The organism is Haladaptatus pallidirubidus, from assembly GCF_020700235.1.
In the GTDB taxonomy this organism is placed as follows: Archaea; Halobacteriota; Halobacteria; order Halobacteriales; family Haladaptataceae; genus Haladaptatus; species Haladaptatus pallidirubidus.
On record NZ_CP085301.1, the window covers coordinates 65,587 to 80,136 of the forward strand.

At 59.9% G+C, this 14,550-nt stretch carries 23 protein-coding genes; 9 read left to right on the top strand and 14 right to left on the bottom strand.

The window, feature by feature from the left end:
- Positions 1 to 19 precede the first annotated feature (19 nt).
- Positions 20 to 1,084, bottom strand: coding sequence for a phytoene/squalene synthase family protein (locus LIX15_RS00385; RefSeq protein WP_227775541.1), 1,065 nt, complete (start codon positions 1,082 to 1,084; stop codon positions 20 to 22).
- A 172-nt stretch (positions 1,085 to 1,256) separates the two neighbouring features.
- Here LIX15_RS00385 and LIX15_RS00390 point away from each other — a divergent pair, with 172 nt between their 5' ends.
- From LIX15_RS00390 to LIX15_RS00410, 5 genes are all read left to right on the top strand, one after another.
- Positions 1,257 to 1,961, top strand: coding sequence for an RNase P subunit p30 family protein (locus LIX15_RS00390; protein ID WP_227775542.1), 705 nt, complete (start codon positions 1,257 to 1,259; stop codon positions 1,959 to 1,961).
- Positions 1,945 to 2,559, top strand: a complete 615-nt coding sequence (locus tag LIX15_RS00395) for a class I SAM-dependent methyltransferase (RefSeq protein ID WP_227775543.1) — start codon at positions 1,945 to 1,947, stop codon at positions 2,557 to 2,559. Before LIX15_RS00390 ends, LIX15_RS00395 begins: the two co-directional genes overlap by 17 nt.
- Positions 2,560 to 3,160: 601 nt before the next feature.
- Positions 3,161 to 3,640 (top strand): Rpp14/Pop5 family protein, encoded by a 480-nt coding sequence (locus tag LIX15_RS00400; RefSeq protein ID WP_227775544.1) that lies wholly within the window; start codon positions 3,161 to 3,163, stop codon positions 3,638 to 3,640.
- Between the two features lie 4 nt (positions 3,641 to 3,644).
- Positions 3,645 to 4,403 carry an archaeal proteasome endopeptidase complex subunit alpha gene (gene psmA / locus LIX15_RS00405; RefSeq protein ID WP_227775545.1) on the top strand — a complete coding sequence of 253 codons (759 nt, stop codon included), beginning with the start codon at positions 3,645 to 3,647 and terminating at the stop codon, positions 4,401 to 4,403.
- Positions 4,404 to 4,457: 54 nt separating this feature from the next.
- Positions 4,458 to 5,183, top strand: coding sequence for a ribosome assembly factor SBDS (locus tag LIX15_RS00410; protein ID WP_227775546.1), 726 nt, complete (start codon positions 4,458 to 4,460; stop codon positions 5,181 to 5,183).
- A gap of 30 nt (positions 5,184 to 5,213) precedes the next feature.
- Here the strand turns inward: LIX15_RS00410 and LIX15_RS00415 are convergent, their stop codons facing one another.
- Positions 5,214 to 6,176, bottom strand: a complete 963-nt coding sequence (locus LIX15_RS00415; RefSeq protein WP_227775547.1) for a DUF7972 family membrane protein — start codon at positions 6,174 to 6,176, stop codon at positions 5,214 to 5,216.
- A 111-nt stretch (positions 6,177 to 6,287) separates the two neighbouring features.
- On the opposite strand from LIX15_RS00415, the gene LIX15_RS00420 reads away from it, so the two are divergent.
- Positions 6,288 to 7,385, top strand: coding sequence for an AI-2E family transporter (locus LIX15_RS00420; RefSeq protein ID WP_227775548.1), 1,098 nt, complete (start codon positions 6,288 to 6,290; stop codon positions 7,383 to 7,385).
- Positions 7,386 to 7,451: 66 nt separating this feature from the next.
- Here the strand turns inward: LIX15_RS00420 and LIX15_RS00425 are convergent, their stop codons facing one another.
- The 9 genes from LIX15_RS00425 to LIX15_RS00465 all read right to left on the bottom strand — a co-directional run bounded on the left by LIX15_RS00425 (position 7,452) and on the right by LIX15_RS00465 (position 11,615).
- Positions 7,452 to 7,691, bottom strand: a complete 240-nt coding sequence (locus LIX15_RS00425) for a DUF8593 domain-containing protein (protein WP_227775549.1) — start codon at positions 7,689 to 7,691, stop codon at positions 7,452 to 7,454.
- An 89-nt stretch (positions 7,692 to 7,780) separates the two neighbouring features.
- Entirely contained in the window at positions 7,781 to 8,029 is a 249-nt protein-coding gene (gvpM, locus tag LIX15_RS00430; RefSeq protein WP_227775550.1) for a gas vesicle protein GvpM, read from the bottom strand.
- Positions 8,026 to 8,865, bottom strand: a complete 840-nt coding sequence (gene gvpL, locus LIX15_RS00435) for a gas vesicle protein GvpL (protein ID WP_227775551.1) — start codon at positions 8,863 to 8,865, stop codon at positions 8,026 to 8,028. Before gvpL ends, gvpM begins: the two co-directional genes overlap by 4 nt.
- The gene (gvpK, locus tag LIX15_RS00440; RefSeq protein WP_227775552.1) at positions 8,822 to 9,139 is read right to left on the bottom strand and encodes a gas vesicle protein GvpK; all 318 of its coding nucleotides are present in this window, start codon (positions 9,137 to 9,139) and stop codon (positions 8,822 to 8,824) included. The genes gvpL and gvpK overlap by 44 nt, the downstream gene beginning before the upstream one ends.
- Positions 9,126 to 9,557, bottom strand: coding sequence for a gas vesicle protein GvpJ (gene gvpJ, locus LIX15_RS00445; RefSeq protein WP_227775553.1), 432 nt, complete (start codon positions 9,555 to 9,557; stop codon positions 9,126 to 9,128). The genes gvpK and gvpJ overlap by 14 nt, the downstream gene beginning before the upstream one ends.
- Positions 9,550 to 10,335 (bottom strand): hypothetical protein, encoded by a 786-nt coding sequence (locus LIX15_RS00450; protein ID WP_227775554.1) that lies wholly within the window; start codon positions 10,333 to 10,335, stop codon positions 9,550 to 9,552. Before LIX15_RS00450 ends, gvpJ begins: the two co-directional genes overlap by 8 nt.
- Positions 10,328 to 10,738 carry a gas vesicle protein GvpH gene (gene gvpH, locus LIX15_RS00455; RefSeq protein WP_227775555.1) on the bottom strand — a complete coding sequence of 137 codons (411 nt, stop codon included), beginning with the start codon at positions 10,736 to 10,738 and terminating at the stop codon, positions 10,328 to 10,330. Before gvpH ends, LIX15_RS00450 begins: the two co-directional genes overlap by 8 nt.
- Positions 10,738 to 10,992 carry a gas vesicle protein GvpG gene (gene gvpG / locus LIX15_RS00460; RefSeq protein WP_227775556.1) on the bottom strand — a complete coding sequence of 85 codons (255 nt, stop codon included), beginning with the start codon at positions 10,990 to 10,992 and terminating at the stop codon, positions 10,738 to 10,740. The genes gvpH and gvpG overlap by 1 nt, the downstream gene beginning before the upstream one ends.
- Positions 10,989 to 11,615, bottom strand: coding sequence for a GvpL/GvpF family gas vesicle protein (locus LIX15_RS00465; protein ID WP_227775557.1), 627 nt, complete (start codon positions 11,613 to 11,615; stop codon positions 10,989 to 10,991). Before LIX15_RS00465 ends, gvpG begins: the two co-directional genes overlap by 4 nt.
- 192 nt (positions 11,616 to 11,807) lie before the next feature.
- On the opposite strand from LIX15_RS00465, the gene gvpA (LIX15_RS00470) reads away from it, so the two are divergent.
- The gene (gvpA, locus tag LIX15_RS00470; RefSeq protein WP_227775558.1) at positions 11,808 to 12,068 is read left to right on the top strand and encodes a gas vesicle protein GvpA; all 261 of its coding nucleotides are present in this window, start codon (positions 11,808 to 11,810) and stop codon (positions 12,066 to 12,068) included.
- A gap of 15 nt (positions 12,069 to 12,083) precedes the next feature.
- Here the strand turns inward: gvpA (LIX15_RS00470) and LIX15_RS00475 are convergent, their stop codons facing one another.
- Entirely contained in the window at positions 12,084 to 12,668 is a 585-nt protein-coding gene (locus LIX15_RS00475; protein ID WP_227775559.1) for a hypothetical protein, read from the bottom strand.
- Entirely contained in the window at positions 12,668 to 13,117 is a 450-nt protein-coding gene (gvpO, locus tag LIX15_RS00480) for a gas vesicle protein GvpO (RefSeq protein ID WP_227775560.1), read from the bottom strand. Before gvpO (LIX15_RS00480) ends, LIX15_RS00475 begins: the two co-directional genes overlap by 1 nt.
- Before the next feature lie 236 nt (positions 13,118 to 13,353).
- On the opposite strand from gvpO (LIX15_RS00480), the gene gvpA (LIX15_RS00485) reads away from it, so the two are divergent.
- Both gvpA (LIX15_RS00485) and gvpO (LIX15_RS00490) read left to right on the top strand, forming a co-directional pair.
- Entirely contained in the window at positions 13,354 to 13,602 is a 249-nt protein-coding gene (gene gvpA, locus LIX15_RS00485; protein ID WP_049970405.1) for a gas vesicle protein GvpA, read from the top strand.
- Positions 13,603 to 13,615: 13 nt separating this feature from the next.
- Positions 13,616 to 14,155 (top strand): gas vesicle protein GvpO, halophile-type, encoded by a 540-nt coding sequence (gvpO, locus tag LIX15_RS00490; protein ID WP_227775561.1) that lies wholly within the window; start codon positions 13,616 to 13,618, stop codon positions 14,153 to 14,155.
- A 5-nt stretch (positions 14,156 to 14,160) separates the two neighbouring features.
- Here the strand turns inward: gvpO (LIX15_RS00490) and LIX15_RS00495 are convergent, their stop codons facing one another.
- Positions 14,161 to 14,481: an FUN14 domain-containing protein gene (locus LIX15_RS00495; RefSeq protein WP_227775562.1), complete on the bottom strand. Its 321-nt coding sequence runs from the start codon at positions 14,479 to 14,481 to the stop codon at positions 14,161 to 14,163.
- Positions 14,482 to 14,550 lie beyond the last annotated feature (69 nt).

Consider the following 14,550-nt stretch of genomic DNA (forward strand, 5'->3'; position numbering starts at 1 on the left):
GAGATGAGAATCAGTCTGGTCAGCCTCGATGGAACGGTCGCTCCGCAATCGTCCGGCGCAGTTCGCCGAGCATGTCGCGGTCGACGCCACCAGAGAGCGACGCGATGAGCGCGTGGACTTCCTCTCGCGACACCTTGATTCCGGCGCGTCGGAGGGCGTCTTCGGGACGCTTGCGAACCTCGCGGAGGGTACCGACCGCGAGGAGGTACGGAATGGTCCACGCGACGAGGCGATTGCCCTGCGTTTGGGGCATGCTCTCCAAGTAGGTCTGGGCGTCGTCGGCGAAGCCGTCGGCATGCTCCGCGGTGCGGGCGACGACGTCCGCGACATCGTCGTGGTGTTCCGGCTCGCAGAGGGCGTCCTGCGGGACGCCCTCGTCGTCGAGCCACGTCTCCGGGAGGTAGACGTTGTTCTCGTCGTGGTAATCCACGTACACGTCCTTCGAAACGTTGACCAACTGGAGGAGGAGGGCGAACGACTCCGAATTTTCCCGCAGGCGGTCGGCCTGGTCGTCGTCCGCCCCGCGACAGACGAGGTTCGTGATGAGTTCGCCGACCGTCCCCGCAACGTAGTAACAGTACTCTTCGAGTTCCGGAAGCGTCCGAATGCGGAGGCCGCCGGTGTCGTCGTAGCGCTCCACGAACATCGCCATCCCGCCGACGAGTTCCCGAACCGGCGGTCTGACCGCCTGTCGGACGGATTTCGGGCATGTTGCGAACGTTTCCACGACTCGGGGGGCGTGTTCGACGACAGCCCAGTCGTTGCCCCCGTCGTCCGGAATCCACTGCTCCGCGCTGGCGTGAAACTCGTCCACCGTCGTCGGGTCGTCGGGGTCGAGTACGTCGTTGTACTGTTGGAGGAGACGCGTCTGTTCGTCCGGTGGGATGTGACCTGCATCCTCAATCGTATCCGCGACGCGACAGAGTAGATAGCCGACGCAGATGGCGTCCGCCATCGGTTCGTCGAGGAGGTCGATAGTGATGGCGAACGTGCGGGAAACCCCTTGAACCGCTTGGTGACACCAATCGAGGTCGGCTCGGGTTGGCTGGTCGGAACTCGCGGGAGTCGGTGGATGGCTGTCCATTCTGTTACTGAACCTTTTGGTCCCTTAGTTTTGAAACGGCAAAACCCCTTGGGCTTACGTATCATGTTGGGTTCGAAAGGCAAATCCTTTCCGAATCATGAAAACAAGCAAATAAAGAAGTACGAACGGAGAGTCGCAAGCACCAAGTCTCGCGCTGTCCGACAGTCGAACGATGTACGAAAGCGTCCACGCCGTTCCCGACGGGGACGGCACCGTCGCACGCTTCGCAGCCACGGCCGCGGGGTACGAATTCGACGGTATCGTCGTCCGGAATCACGCCGATTCGCGGGGAGAATTCGACGCCGAGCGAGTGCGCGACGAATACGACGTGGACGTGGTGGACGGCCTCGAAATCCGGGCGGACAACCCTTCTCAGGCCAGCGGGCACGTCGGCAACTTCCGACCGAAAGTGACGATTCTCCTGTTCCACGGCGGAACGTCGAAACTCAACCGATTCGCGGTCGAAGAGGAACGAATCGACGTTCTCGCCCATCCCATGCAAGGCCGCGGCGATTTCAATCACGTGCTGGCGAAAGCCGCCGCGGAAAACGGTGTCAGAGTCGAGTTCAACTTCTCGCGCATCCTCCGCGCCGACGGCGGCAAGCGGGTACAGGCAATCAAAGACTTGCGGAAACTGCGCGAAATCGTCACGAAGTACGACGCTCCGTTCGTCGTCAGCGCGGACGCCCGCTCACATCTTCAACTGCGCGCCCCCCGCGAGTTGGCGGCAGTCGGCGAAACGATCGGATTCTCCGCCGACCAAGTCGAAACGGGACTTCGAGAGTGGGGTAACCTCGCCGAGCGAAACCGAACGATTCGCTCCGACGATTTCATAGCGCCGGGCGTGAAACGTGGTCGGTATGAAGAAGACGATTGAGGAACACGCAGACCGCTTCTCGGACATCGCCGGCGACTACGACGACGAACAGGACAGCGACGAGTACCGCGCCTGCGTCAGCCTCGTGGTCGAACACGCCAACCCGAGCGAAGACGACGCGATTCTCGATTTGGGTACTGGAACCGGCGCAATCGTGCTCGCGTTGGCTCCCGACGCGAAGCGCGTCATCGCCCGTGACATCAGCGAGGGGATGATGGACGAAGGGCGGAAGAAGGCGGAAGCGAACGGACTGGACAACGTCGAATTTGGCGAAGGCCGATTCCGAGCGCCGAATGTGGACGGCGAGAAAATCGATATCGTCGTGTCCAACTTCACCATGCACCACCTCTCGGACGAGGAAAAGCGCGAGGCAATCGAAGCGATTGCCGACCTCGGGCCGCGGAAGTTCGTTTTGGGCGACGTGATGTTCTTCGGCACTCCAGACCCCGACGAACCGTTTTACAGCCCCGAAGTCGATGACCCCTCCACGGTCGGGCATCTGGCTGACGTGCTGACGGATAACGGCTTTTCGCTGACTTCCGTGGAGCGCGTTCACGAGCAAGTTGGCGTTTTGGTTGCGGAACGATACGGGGAATAGTTGCGAGTTCGTGGTTAGCGAGTTGGATTTTGTTCAGTCGGTTACTCTCGTTTCAGGGTTGTTTCTGCGTGGTTAGGGATTGGCGACTACTGCTCTTTGTTTTGAATTTAGTAACTAGCAGTTGTCGACTCCAAACGAACCGCCACTGCAGTCCGCACGCCTCCCCAACCGATTCCCGACACTCACTGCGTTCGTTCTGGTCATCCCTCGTGTGATAATTGGCAGGCCTTTGGTGAACCTCAGGCCTGCCAATGCACGCGCCACAGAATGTATGTGGATTCATGCGACGATTCACGTATCACATGGTGCTCGATGGTGTGACTTTGAGGATATTGTCGTCCGAGAAGTCACGGTGAAGTCGCGCGAGGGATGACTGAGCGACTGGAAGGAGCGAAGGAATCGGTTGGGGAGGGCGTGGCTGTTGCGGTGGCGGTTTGATTGTTGCCTGCAATACCTAGCGACTCACTTGTCCTGATTTCTTCTGTTACTCACTCCAATTCGATTTTCATCACCCTCCAACTCTAACACACTCATCACATCATCGCCGCTAGAACACACGATTCAAATCCGTCGAAAGCCAAACCCCAAATCAGACTCTCGAATGAAACACCTGCCCAAACATATCCGCCCGCACTGGCGCTACCTCGCGGTCAGTCTCGAAGGATGGCCCGACGCGGACATCGACCGCCGAGCGTTCCAGCGAAACCTCTGGTTTTCCGCGCAGAACCTGCTTGGCGACGCCGGAAGCGCGGATGCGGACCTCACCGTGTTCAACTTCGAGTTCGAAGGCGGCGAGGGCGAGGCGCTCGTCCGAGTTCGGCGCGGGCACACCGACGAGGCGCGGGCGGCGCTGGCATGCATCAACGAGGTGCACGGCGACCCAGTCGGCGTTTTCGTCCGCGGTATAAGCGGGACGGTGCGGGGTTGTGAAGAAAAGTATTTAGGTCGCCGCAGGGAACTTTCGGGGGAGAGAAGCGTCGTGTTTGCGGACGCGAAACGACCGGCCGTCGTTCGGGACGGAATGTTTGACGTACAGGTCGATAACGCGTTCGTCGGCGCGACGGAACTCGATTTCGAGTGATACTATGCAGGGACAAGCCCAACAGCAGGCGTACGACCGCGGGATTACGATTTTCTCCCCGGATGGCCGCCTCTACCAAGTCGAATACGCACGGGAGGCCGTCAAACGAGGGAGCGCCAGCATCGGCGTCCGAACCGAGGGCGGCGTCGTCCTCGCCGTCGATAAGCACACACGCTCGCCGCTCATGGAGCGCACGAGCGTCGAGAAACTCCACAAGTCCGACGACCATATCGGTATCGCCAGTGCGGGCCACGTCGCCGACGCCCGCCAGCTAATCGACTTCGCGCGCCGCCAGTCGCAGATCAACCGCCTGCGCTACGGCGAACCCATCGGCGTCGAGACGTTGACGAAGGAAGTCACCGACCACATCCAACAGTACACGCAGGTCGGCGGTGCGCGCCCGTTCGGCGTCGCGCTCATCATCGGCGGTATCGAAGACGGCGAGCCGCGCCTGTACGAGACCGACCCATCGGGTACCCCGTACGAGTGGAAGGCGCTCGCAGTCGGCGCGGACCGCGGCGAGATTCAGGACTACCTCGAAACGAACTACAGCGAGGGGATGGACCTCGATGGCGGTATCGACCTCGCGCTGAGCGCCCTCGGCGCGGTCAACGACGACCAACTCTCGCCGACGGGCGTCGGCCTCGCCACGGTTGACGTGGAAACCGAACAATTCCGCATGCTGGACGACGACGAAGTCGAGGGCTACCTCGACGAACTCGACATCCTCGAAGACGAGGACGGCGACGAGCAAGAAGAGTAAATTCGACGTTTTCGTCGGGAAACATCTTTTAGGTACGCGCGTTTACCTCCGGGTATGATTTCACTCGAAGAGGCGGTGACGGCGCGTCTGGAATCACACGGCGCGCGGTTTGAAGTGTTAGTAGACCCCGACGCGGCGCTCGCCATCAAACGCGGCGAGTTCGAGGGCGAAATTGAGGACGTCATCGCCGCGGAAGACGTGTTCGAGAACGCGAGCCGGGGCGACCGACCCGCTGAGGAGGATTTGGAGACGGTGTTCGAGACGACCGACCCGCTGAAAATCATCCCCGAAGTTATCGAACGGGGGGAGATTCAGATTACGGCGGAGCAGCGCAAGGAGATGCAGGAGCAAAAGCACAAGCAGTTGGTCAACCGCATCACGCGCAACGCGGTCAACCCGCAGATGGACAACGCCCCGCACCCGCCGGAACGCATCGAAAACGCGCTGGAAGAGGCGGGATTCACCGTTGACCCGATGGAACCCGTCGGTCCGCAGGTTGACGACGCGCTCGATGCGCTTCGTCCGGTGATTCCGATTCGGTTCGACGAGGTGACTATCGCGGTCCAAGTGCCCGCAGACTACGCCGGAAGCGCGCAAGCTCGGATTCGACAGTTCGGCGATTTGGAGCGCGAAGAGTGGCAAAACGACGGCTCGTGGGTCGGCGTCATGACGTTCCCGGCAGGGATGCAAAACGAGTTCTACGATCTCGTGAACGAACACACGAGCGGCGAGGCCGAGACGCAAATCATCAAGGACGAAGACGACCTGCAGACGCGGTAGACGTAGCCGAACGAATCGGTTCGCCGGAATCTATTCGGCTTCTTCTTTTGGCGGGACGAACGGCCCGACCGACACCGTGTAGCGAGCGATAGTCGCAACGCGGAGGATGTAGGAGATGAGCACCGCGAGCGGACTGACGATGACCCCGAAACCGAGGATGACGACGATTGAGAGGTCGGGTTGGCCGATATACGCGCCCGAACTCGATTTGTAGAGGAGTGTGAGACAGATGGTGGTTACGAACGCCGCGAGACCGGAGTAAGCGACGAACCGCGAGAGACGGGCGAGGTCCTGCTGGATGGCCAGCGTTTTGAAATACTGCCGGGCGATAGCGATGGCTTTGAGCAGTTCGAAGGTGTCCTCCACTCCCGACTGCGCGGAGTCCGAAAGTTCGTCACCGAACTCGTTACGAACGTGCCGAGTCGCCGCCATGAACTCGGCGTACTCGGGGCCGATGATTTCCGAAAGCACCCCCACTATGTTGTCTTGATTCTGGACTCGGTTACCGAGGTCCTCCGAGTACGAGGCGAGTGCAGACTGATACTCCGCCACCTCGTCATCTATCGAAGAGAGTTCGGCGTCCGTGATTCGGTCGTGAATCGTCTCGAAAACGAGCGCGAGAAAATCCGTCGGGTCGGTCGGACTGGACGACAACCCGGCGATTTCCTCGACGGTTCGGCGAAATTCGAGCGTTCCACTCAGCCTGTCCGCGAGTTCGTCCGGCGACCCGAACACACGCGAGAGGATGAGTTGGTTGATGGACAGCGCGACCGTGATGAGCGTGAGCAACCCGGAGGTGATGCCGCTCGACAGCAGGGTTCGAACCGAACTTGTGAAACCGACCGAGATGGCACCGATTGCGGTCAACGCCGTGAGAACCGCGACGACCGCAGCGCAGATTCCTGCCGTGAGAACGAACCGATTGCCGGAAAGCAGAACCCACTCTCCGACTCCCCCATCGTCGTCCGGAGTTACGACGGATTCATCTAACATCTTTCCATACTATCGTCCATCCGGTAAAAAAGCGAATGGCCGGAGAAATGGTACTATCATCGATCTACGCAAGCAGGAAATTTTTGTCGACAGGTCGTTGACACACTCACGATGCAACTTCCCGAAAATCGGTCACGCGTCGGTTGGTGGATACTAGCAGTCGTGCTACTGGCGAGTCTGCTGTTCGTCGCCTACTCGATTGTCGGCACGCTCGTCCTCGGCCTGTTCATCTACTACGGGTCACGCCCCATCTATCGCCGAGTGTCGGAGCACGTTTCGTCCGGAAGTATCTCGGCGGGAGCGACGCTCCTACTGGTATCACTGCCTGCACTGCTGTTGGTCGGCTATACGTTCGCGGTCGGACTACGAGAACTCAGCGCGTTCACCGGCACGGGAATCGAAACCTACTACGCCCAACTCGTTCCGGGTTCGACCAACGTTCCCAACGTTCTCTCCAATCCCCGTCAACTGCTCGGGTCGAACCTCGGCCAGTTCAGCGACGAGTTCACGACCGCCGTGGAGTCGCTCGGGGCAGTCGCCCGCGGTCTGCTGCATTTCTTTTTGGCCATCACACTCGCGTTCTTCGCGCTTCGAGACGACGACCGTCTCGCGGATTGGTTCCGCAACGAGGTGGGAGAAGACAGCGCACTCGTCGCGTACCTCTCGGCGGTCGATAGCGACCTCGCCACGGTGTACTTCGGCAACGTCCTCACTGTCCTGCTCGTCGGCGTCGTGGCGACGATCGTGTACAACGGATTCTCGTCTGTCGCACCCTCGGGAATCTCGCTTCCCATTCCGACCCTTCTCGCACTGTTGACGGGACTCGCAACATTCGTCCCCATCGTCGTCGGCAAACTCGTCTACGTTCCCCTGACGGCGTATCTGGGCTGGCAGGTGTTCCAGACCAACCCGCGACTGTTCTGGTTTCCGTTGGCGTTTTTCCTCGTCTCGCTCGTCGTTCTCGATTTGCTTCCGCAGATGGTCGTCCGCCCCTATATCTCGGGTCGGACGACGCACACCGGACTGGTGATGTTCGCCTACGTTCTCGGCGGTATCCTCTTTGGCTGGTACGGCATCTTTCTCGGCCCGCTCGTGCTCGTCCTCGTCACGCAGTTCGCCGGAATCGCGTTCGGAGATTTGGTTCGCGGGGAGCGAGTCACCGCGCAGTCGTCGCTCTCGATTGGTTCCGACCCGTCGAAAAAACAGTAGCGCAGTTGCCGTCCGCCGCGATTATGCGGCGGACGGCGTGACAATTGGAACCTTGGGCGAACGAGCCTACTGGCTCAATCGAACTTCGTCATCCGTGATGGAGTCCACCATTTCCTCTTGCAGTGGATAGGTATCCTCGCCCGTGTCGCCCCACCCGAGTTTCGACTTCACTTTATCAGTGATGCCCGGACTCGGGTCGACGTGCGCCGTCCCGTGTCGGACTTCCGAAACGATGCCAACTTCGTCGCCGGTTTGATCTACTACCTTCTTCCCCTCGTCGTCGTCGGTGATTTGGGTTGTTGCCATCGCAGTCGTAATTCGATATCGCTATCGGTAGTCGCCATGGTTGCCAGTGCAGGTCGCTTATACGATGGAAAATCGCGGTGGAATCCGCCTCAGCCCTTCCCCGGAAGCAGTGGATGGTCGTCGGGTGCCTCGGCGAGTTTACGCTGTAGCTCGTCCCACTCCTCGAAGTAGCCGTAGTCGGTCATCGTAGTCATTCCGGCGATCGCGGCACGAAGGCTAAGGCCAACCAGCGGAATATCCGCGACGGTGATGACCACGTCTGCCTGTATGATCGCACCGTCCCGAAGAAGCACGTCGAGCAGGTCTACGACGGCGTGGTCGTCTTTCGTCGGTTTCATGCGTCCAACTCCGGCACGAACGAGTAGGGTGGCCACGGCCCGGTAAATCGCACTTCGACGCCCGGGTCGTCAGCGATGTCATCGAGGACGCCACCGATGTCGGTTTCGCGTTCCTCGTCCGCGAGGAACGCGATCTGTACCACTTCGTCGGACGTGCCGCCGTCCAGGACTCCGCTGCCGGAATCTAACACGTCGAACTCCCGCACCAGCGGGTCGAGGCCGTCACGAAGGCGGTTCGTCAACCCCTCTTTGCGCGACTGCCGAAGGTCGCGGATTCGATTGTCGTACTGCTTTTCGAGGAGGAAGGCGGTTCCCTCTTCCGACGCCTCGATTTGTTCGCGCAGGTCGGCTAACTCCTCGTCCTCCGATTCGAGTTCCTCGCGGACGCGCTCTTCGTCCCACGCCACGCCGACGCGGTACTCCCAGTGACCCTCGAACTCCGAAAGATGGCGTTCGAGCGTCTCCTTCTGGTCGGCAATCCACGTTCGAACGCGCTCGTCGTCGCCCTTCAGAATCGTATCGAAGCGGAACGGAAGCGGCGTTCCGAAGGTCTGCCCGGCGGTGTCTACGACCTCCTGATGGGTTAGCAACCAGTCGCGCACGGTTTCGAGGTCGTCCGTGTCGTATGGGGATTCGCACCCCTGAACGACCGCTCCGACGCCGTTTTCCGCGAGTACCGAGACGGGTTCCCCGTCGATTCCCGATATGGAAAGTGAATCGTCGTCCGGGCTCTCTTCGTCTACTGCGACCACGCAGTAGAGATAGCGCCCCACCTCGAACTCCTCGGCCTGCTCAGTCACCGAATCCCTCCAGTCCGGGTTCGCGGTTCGCGACATCGACCAGCGCGTCCGTCAGCAGGTCGTCTAAGTCGCCTCGAAGGTTTTCTACCTCGCGCTCAATGTTTTCCGACTCTTTGAGGCGCTCGATTTCGGATTCCAGTGCGAGCAACTGCGACCCGAGTCGTTCGATTTCCTCCGGAGAGAGGTCGTCGTACTCCATCCGCCGAACCGCCTCGCGCTCCAGCGCATCGACCAGCAGTTCGACCACCGTGACGACCAGCGAGATGAGTCCCTTTCCGGCGTCGTCCTCGTCTATTTCAATCGCCGTCATGCTCCGCCTCCGCTGTCTGCGTAATTTCCTCTTCGTTTTCGGTGTCGTCGGCGTCCTCGTCGTTTTCCGCGTCTTCGGCTTCCGCGCTCTCCGCGTCTCCCGACCTCTGTTCGTCTTCTCCCTCTAATTCGCCGGAATCGTCACTGCTCGCTTCGACGGAGACGGTTTCAGTTTCGGCGAGTTCCTCCACGCCCGCGACTTCGTTGACGCGCTCCATGTCGGTGCCCTCCGGAAACTCGAGTCCGTACTGCGCCGCCGTCTCGAACGACGCGATGGCGGCTCGGAGTTTCACGCCGAGCAGTTCGGTTTCGCCGACCGTCACGACGATGTCGGCGTTGATGACGACGCCCTTGTCCAACAGCAGTTCGAGCATCTCCGCGAGGTCGGACTGGCTACGCGTCGGTCCGGTTTCACGCATCGTCTTCCTCCTCGAACCAAGTTCCGTAGATTCGTTTCGAGTTCGGGGCCGAGGAGTATCGCGTCTCCTTCGGCACGGTCGAAAAGTGCGTGGATTTTCCCATGTCAGGACGCGAACCCCCCATCGTGGAGACCGCCGTCGGGTTGCGGGAGTTGGGTTGTCCGACGTTCCCCTTCGACTCGTTTTCCGCCTTGATTGTGGCGAGTTCGTTGCGCGTTTCCAGTAGTTTCTCGCGGAACGATTCGACGCTGTCGTGGAGTTCCGACTGTATTTTCGACTGGTACAGTTCGGAGTCCATCTCGGTGTCAATGCCGGGGCCGCCCACATCCGCATCGATGCCGGCGTCCATCCCCGACAACATCCCGTCGTCGGCGTCACCGTCGTCCGAATCGCCCGTGAAATCGGAAACGGCGTCATCGAACTCGCGCGCTTCCCGCCAGAGTTTCCGCATATCCGTCGAACTCCACAGTTCGCGGAGTTCGATCGCTCTGATGAGTCCTACGGTGTCGATGGCCTCCTTCGGGTCGCCCTTCGAAATCGCATCGGGTAGGTCTTCTACGTCGATGGCCTTCGACACGTCTCCCGCATCGACGATGTCCGGCAGGTTGGTCAAATCGAGTTCGTCGAGTACGTCTTCGCCTTCGTCCAGTAGCTCCCAGAGATTCGTCGCTTCCACCGACACCTCTTCGAACGAGTCCGACGACTCGAACGTCGATTCGAGACGGCTAACTCCGTTTTGTACGTCCTTCGTAAATGATTCGAGTCGGTTTCTATCCATCTCGGGTGTCCCCCCCGATCCGTAATTCGAGTATCTGGTTGTTGTACGTCGCTTTCTCGATGACGGCGTCTTCCCATTCCAATCCGAGGCGCTTTATCGGTCGTTCCGCGTCTCGGATCACCACCATGTTCGTCCCGTCGTCGAACGTGACCGAGAGGTCGTCTTCCGACACTCCCGGAAGGTCGATTGCGGCGACGACGAGGTCGTCTTCTTCTTCCCGAACGTTCGTCAGGTATTTCGGGCGGTGCGTCTGCTGGCGCGGAGGCTTCGACTCTGTCGGGCCGAGCGATACCGCATAGCTGATTCGCCCGCCGGTGCCGCCGATTTCTCCAGTGTGCGTTCTCGTCGTGCTGTCCTCGGATAGCGCGTTCGCCAATCGAGCCAGTCGGTTGATGAGTCCCATTATCGTTTTACCTCGACTTTCCCGCTCCGCAGTCGTTCGAGGGCTTCCTCCGCTATTTCGAGTCGTTCTTCGAGGTTCGCTTTCTGCTGTTCGTATTCCTCGTGCGACAACTCGCCGAGTTCGTACAGCAGGTGCGTCTCCTTGAGTTCGTCCTGTACCCCCTCTACGTCGTACATCTCGTCTACCGCCAGCGAGTGTAACACGTCGGCGATGGACACGAGCGGCCTGAACAGCAAGTCGTCGACGAGAATCATCGCTGTGCCCCGATATGGATGTCCACGAAGTTGTACGGTGCCCACGGACCCGTGTACTGAACGGTGAGGTCGTCGTACTCCTCGCGCACCTCGTCGACCGTATCATCGAACGCTTCGCGATCGTCCATCGCGACGAGATACGAGCGATTCAAGACGAGTCGGTCGCTGAACAGGTCGTCTTCCGTCTCGCTTTCCGCGAGGGTCGAGAGCCGTTCTCCCACGTCTTCACGGACGTCGTCTCGCGAGAACTCTGCATCTTCGTCGGCGACGAGTTTGACGCCGAGTTCGACGTGTCCGTCAACCTCGCGGAGGGCTTTTCTGAACGCCCGCATCGCACTTCGGAGGACGCTTTTCAGCGTACGACTGTCCTTGAACGCCATGCCGAACTGCATCGGGACGACAGCGCCGACGTCGTCGCGTTCGAGCACTTGTCGAAGAACTTCGTCGTGGGCTTTGCTGTCCTCGTCGGTTCGTTCGGGGTCGGTAGTGTCGATGTCCGAGACGACCGCGGAAAGCGACCGGTAATCCACAGTGTACACTCGGTCTGCGCCAGCGACGGCATCGGCATCGAATTCGAAGTCGCTCTTTTCGACAACTCCGTAGACGTATCGGTTCGAACTCATCGTTAGTGGTAGGGTCCGCTTTCCCTTGCTGTGACGTGACGTCGCGTGCGTTAATAAGTCGTGTGGCGGAAACTGCAAGCATGCGCCTCGTTGGCCGCAAATCGTCGGATTCCAGTGTGAGATACACCGCCCTCCGGTAGCCTCAACGTTCAGGTGGATTCGTCTCGTAGGGCGTGTGCGGGGTGGTGGACAATGACAAGAGAGGAACCGAACACCTCGAACTTGGCGGAGGTACTGGACAGAATCCTCGACAAAGGAATCGTCATCGACCTGTGGGCGCGTATCGCTGTCGTCGGACTCGAACTGATAACCGTCGAAGCGCGCGTCGTCGTCGCATCGATAGACACGTTCCTGCACTACTGTGCGGAAATCGGTGCCATCCAAGCCGGAGAAATCGAGGCCGAAGATGTTCCAACCGATGCTCCGCGTCGGGGGGCCGCGGTCTCCGCCTAACGTCCGATCGAATCACTACGCCGCTTTTCTTCGTTCGAGTTCGTCGAGCAGGTCGCTCGCCAACGACAGCAGGTCGTCGTCGGAGAGGTCGTTTACATCGGATCGTCCGCTAGACTCGTTTTCGGCGTCGGCTTCGTCATCGGTCTCTTTCCCGCTTCCTTCCGATTTGACTGCTTCCTCCGTAGCCTCGCCTCCCGGTTGTTCCCCTTCGTTTTCGGCGTCCGTTCGATCGCGTGCTTCGACTCCTTCGCTTTCGTCGTCGCCGCGGCTGTTCGTAGTGGCGACGATTTGTTTTGCCTCCTCCGCACTCACCTCTAACGCGTCTTGGACGCGCTTTCGAAGGCGTTTCTCGTGCGACGGCTCCGATTTCTCTCTTTCGCGTCGGCCTTCGAGCCGCGTTTCCAGCGATTTTCCGAGTTTGCTCCCGACGAGCATTCCGAGCCCACACCCGACCGCCCCTCCGAGATTGCGACCGAGTGACCGGTCGTTCGCTCTGTCGTCCGACCGGTCGTCGTTTACCCCCTCCCGTACGGCTTTTTCGAGTAGCTCCGACACCGTCTGCGCGTTTTCGCGTTCGTTCTCGGTCACGGTTGCCCCCATCAGCCCTCATCGGCGACGATAACGTCGCGTTGGTGGTCGAAGCGCCCGCGCCGGTATCGTCCAGCCCGACCGTACCCCTCGACGTTCCCCGTCGCGTCGAGGCTGATGACGTACCTTCCGAGGATGTCCTGCGTGTCCGGAATCGAACTTCGCTCGACGACCTCCGCGACGACGCGCCACCCCTCCTCATCGAGGTGTTCGACTTCCACGACGCCATCGAGTGGCGAATCGGTCAACTCCCCTGCGACGGTTCGTCCCACGTCCCTCGCACCGCGAACGTCCAATTCTCCGTTCGACGGGGTCCCTTCCGCATCATCGTTCGTTTTAGACGCCTGGTTCGTTTCGTCGCGTTCCGTGGACTCGCCGGTCTGCGACTCCTCGACGGCCGTTTCGAGGCGAGAAAGCACGTCGTCGAACTCGTCGTTTTCTTTGTTTGCTTGTTCGCTCATCGTTTGCCCCCGGAAACGAGTCGGGACGGAGAATGATAATTCGTGCGCCTCTTTCGCCGTTCGGTCGGCGGTCGAGTTCCGAAATGGTGATTTCGACCGCTTTCGGCGTTCACTGTCCGAATATCGGCTCTCTCGCTTTGACTTGCCTTAAATAGCCCTTGCAACGGCGGCCCCAACCGTGATATATGGTTCTGCACGACTACGTACCATCGGGAGCAAACTCCCGTCGATAACCAATGGTACAAGCAGGACCTGACACCTCCAGTCTCGCAGACGTTTTGGATCGCATCCTCGACAAAGGCGTCGTCATCGACGTTTGGGCACGCATCTCCGTCGTCGGTATCGAAGTGCTGACGGTCGAAGCGCGTGTCGTCGTCGCATCCGTCGACACCTTCCTGCACTACGCGAAGGAAATGTCGAGGATAGAGCAAGCAACGGCATCCGACGATGTCAGCCTCGAAGAAGTCGAGGTCGCACCGTCATAATCACGTCGTCGCCATGTCGGAAGCAGAGCAGTGCCGGGCACTCACTGAGGACGGCGAGCGATGCTCTCGTCCGGCACAAGACGACGGTTTTTGTCACCAACACGATTCGAGCGACGAGACGATAGACGAAGGTTCGGAAAGCGACGGCGGCCAGAATGACGATAACCAGAGCGATGGTGGCGAACACGAGGAAAGTGACGTGAGCCAAGAAACTGAACAGAGTGAACAAGAGGCGGAATCAGACGACGCAAACGCGACGGAAGAAACAGCAGACGGTAGCGCAGATCAAAACGGCGAGTTCGACGTGATGGCCGTCAGAGGGGCGATAGAGGACGTTGCCAGCGACCTCGTCGGTCACCCGCTCGACGGAATCATCGAGATAGCCGAAGACGACGACGGTTGGCAAGTCGTCGTCGAGATGGTCGAGCGAAGTTCGATTCCGGACACGCAGGACATCCTCGGACAGTACGCGGTGTCGCTGGACGAGTCCGGGGACGTAACCGGCTATCGACTGCGGGAACGGTATCGACGAGGAGACGACCGGGAACAGTAAACTAACTATCCTTTTCTGAAGCCGAGCATGAACCCGCCGACGAATCCGGCGCTCACGGAGAGCGTCGAGAGGAGGGTCGTGACCCACGATGGCGGCGCGCCGCTCTGTGCGGTCTCGGTCGATTTGAGCATTCCAGCCGAGAGTTTATCCCAATCGACAGACATTATCCCGCGTGATTCGAGGAACTTGAACAGGGCGAGCTCGAGGCCGACGATGACGGCGACGAGTTTGGCGACCTTCTTCGCGGCGAAACCGATGATGCCGCCGATGAAGGCACCGCCTCCGAACTCCAGTCCGAGTTGTTGTGGCTCTATCCCGAATTGCATCGTCCGATTCAGGATAGCGACACGTTAAGAATTTTGTGGTTTATGTATATCGATAAGTCGGCACTCGGC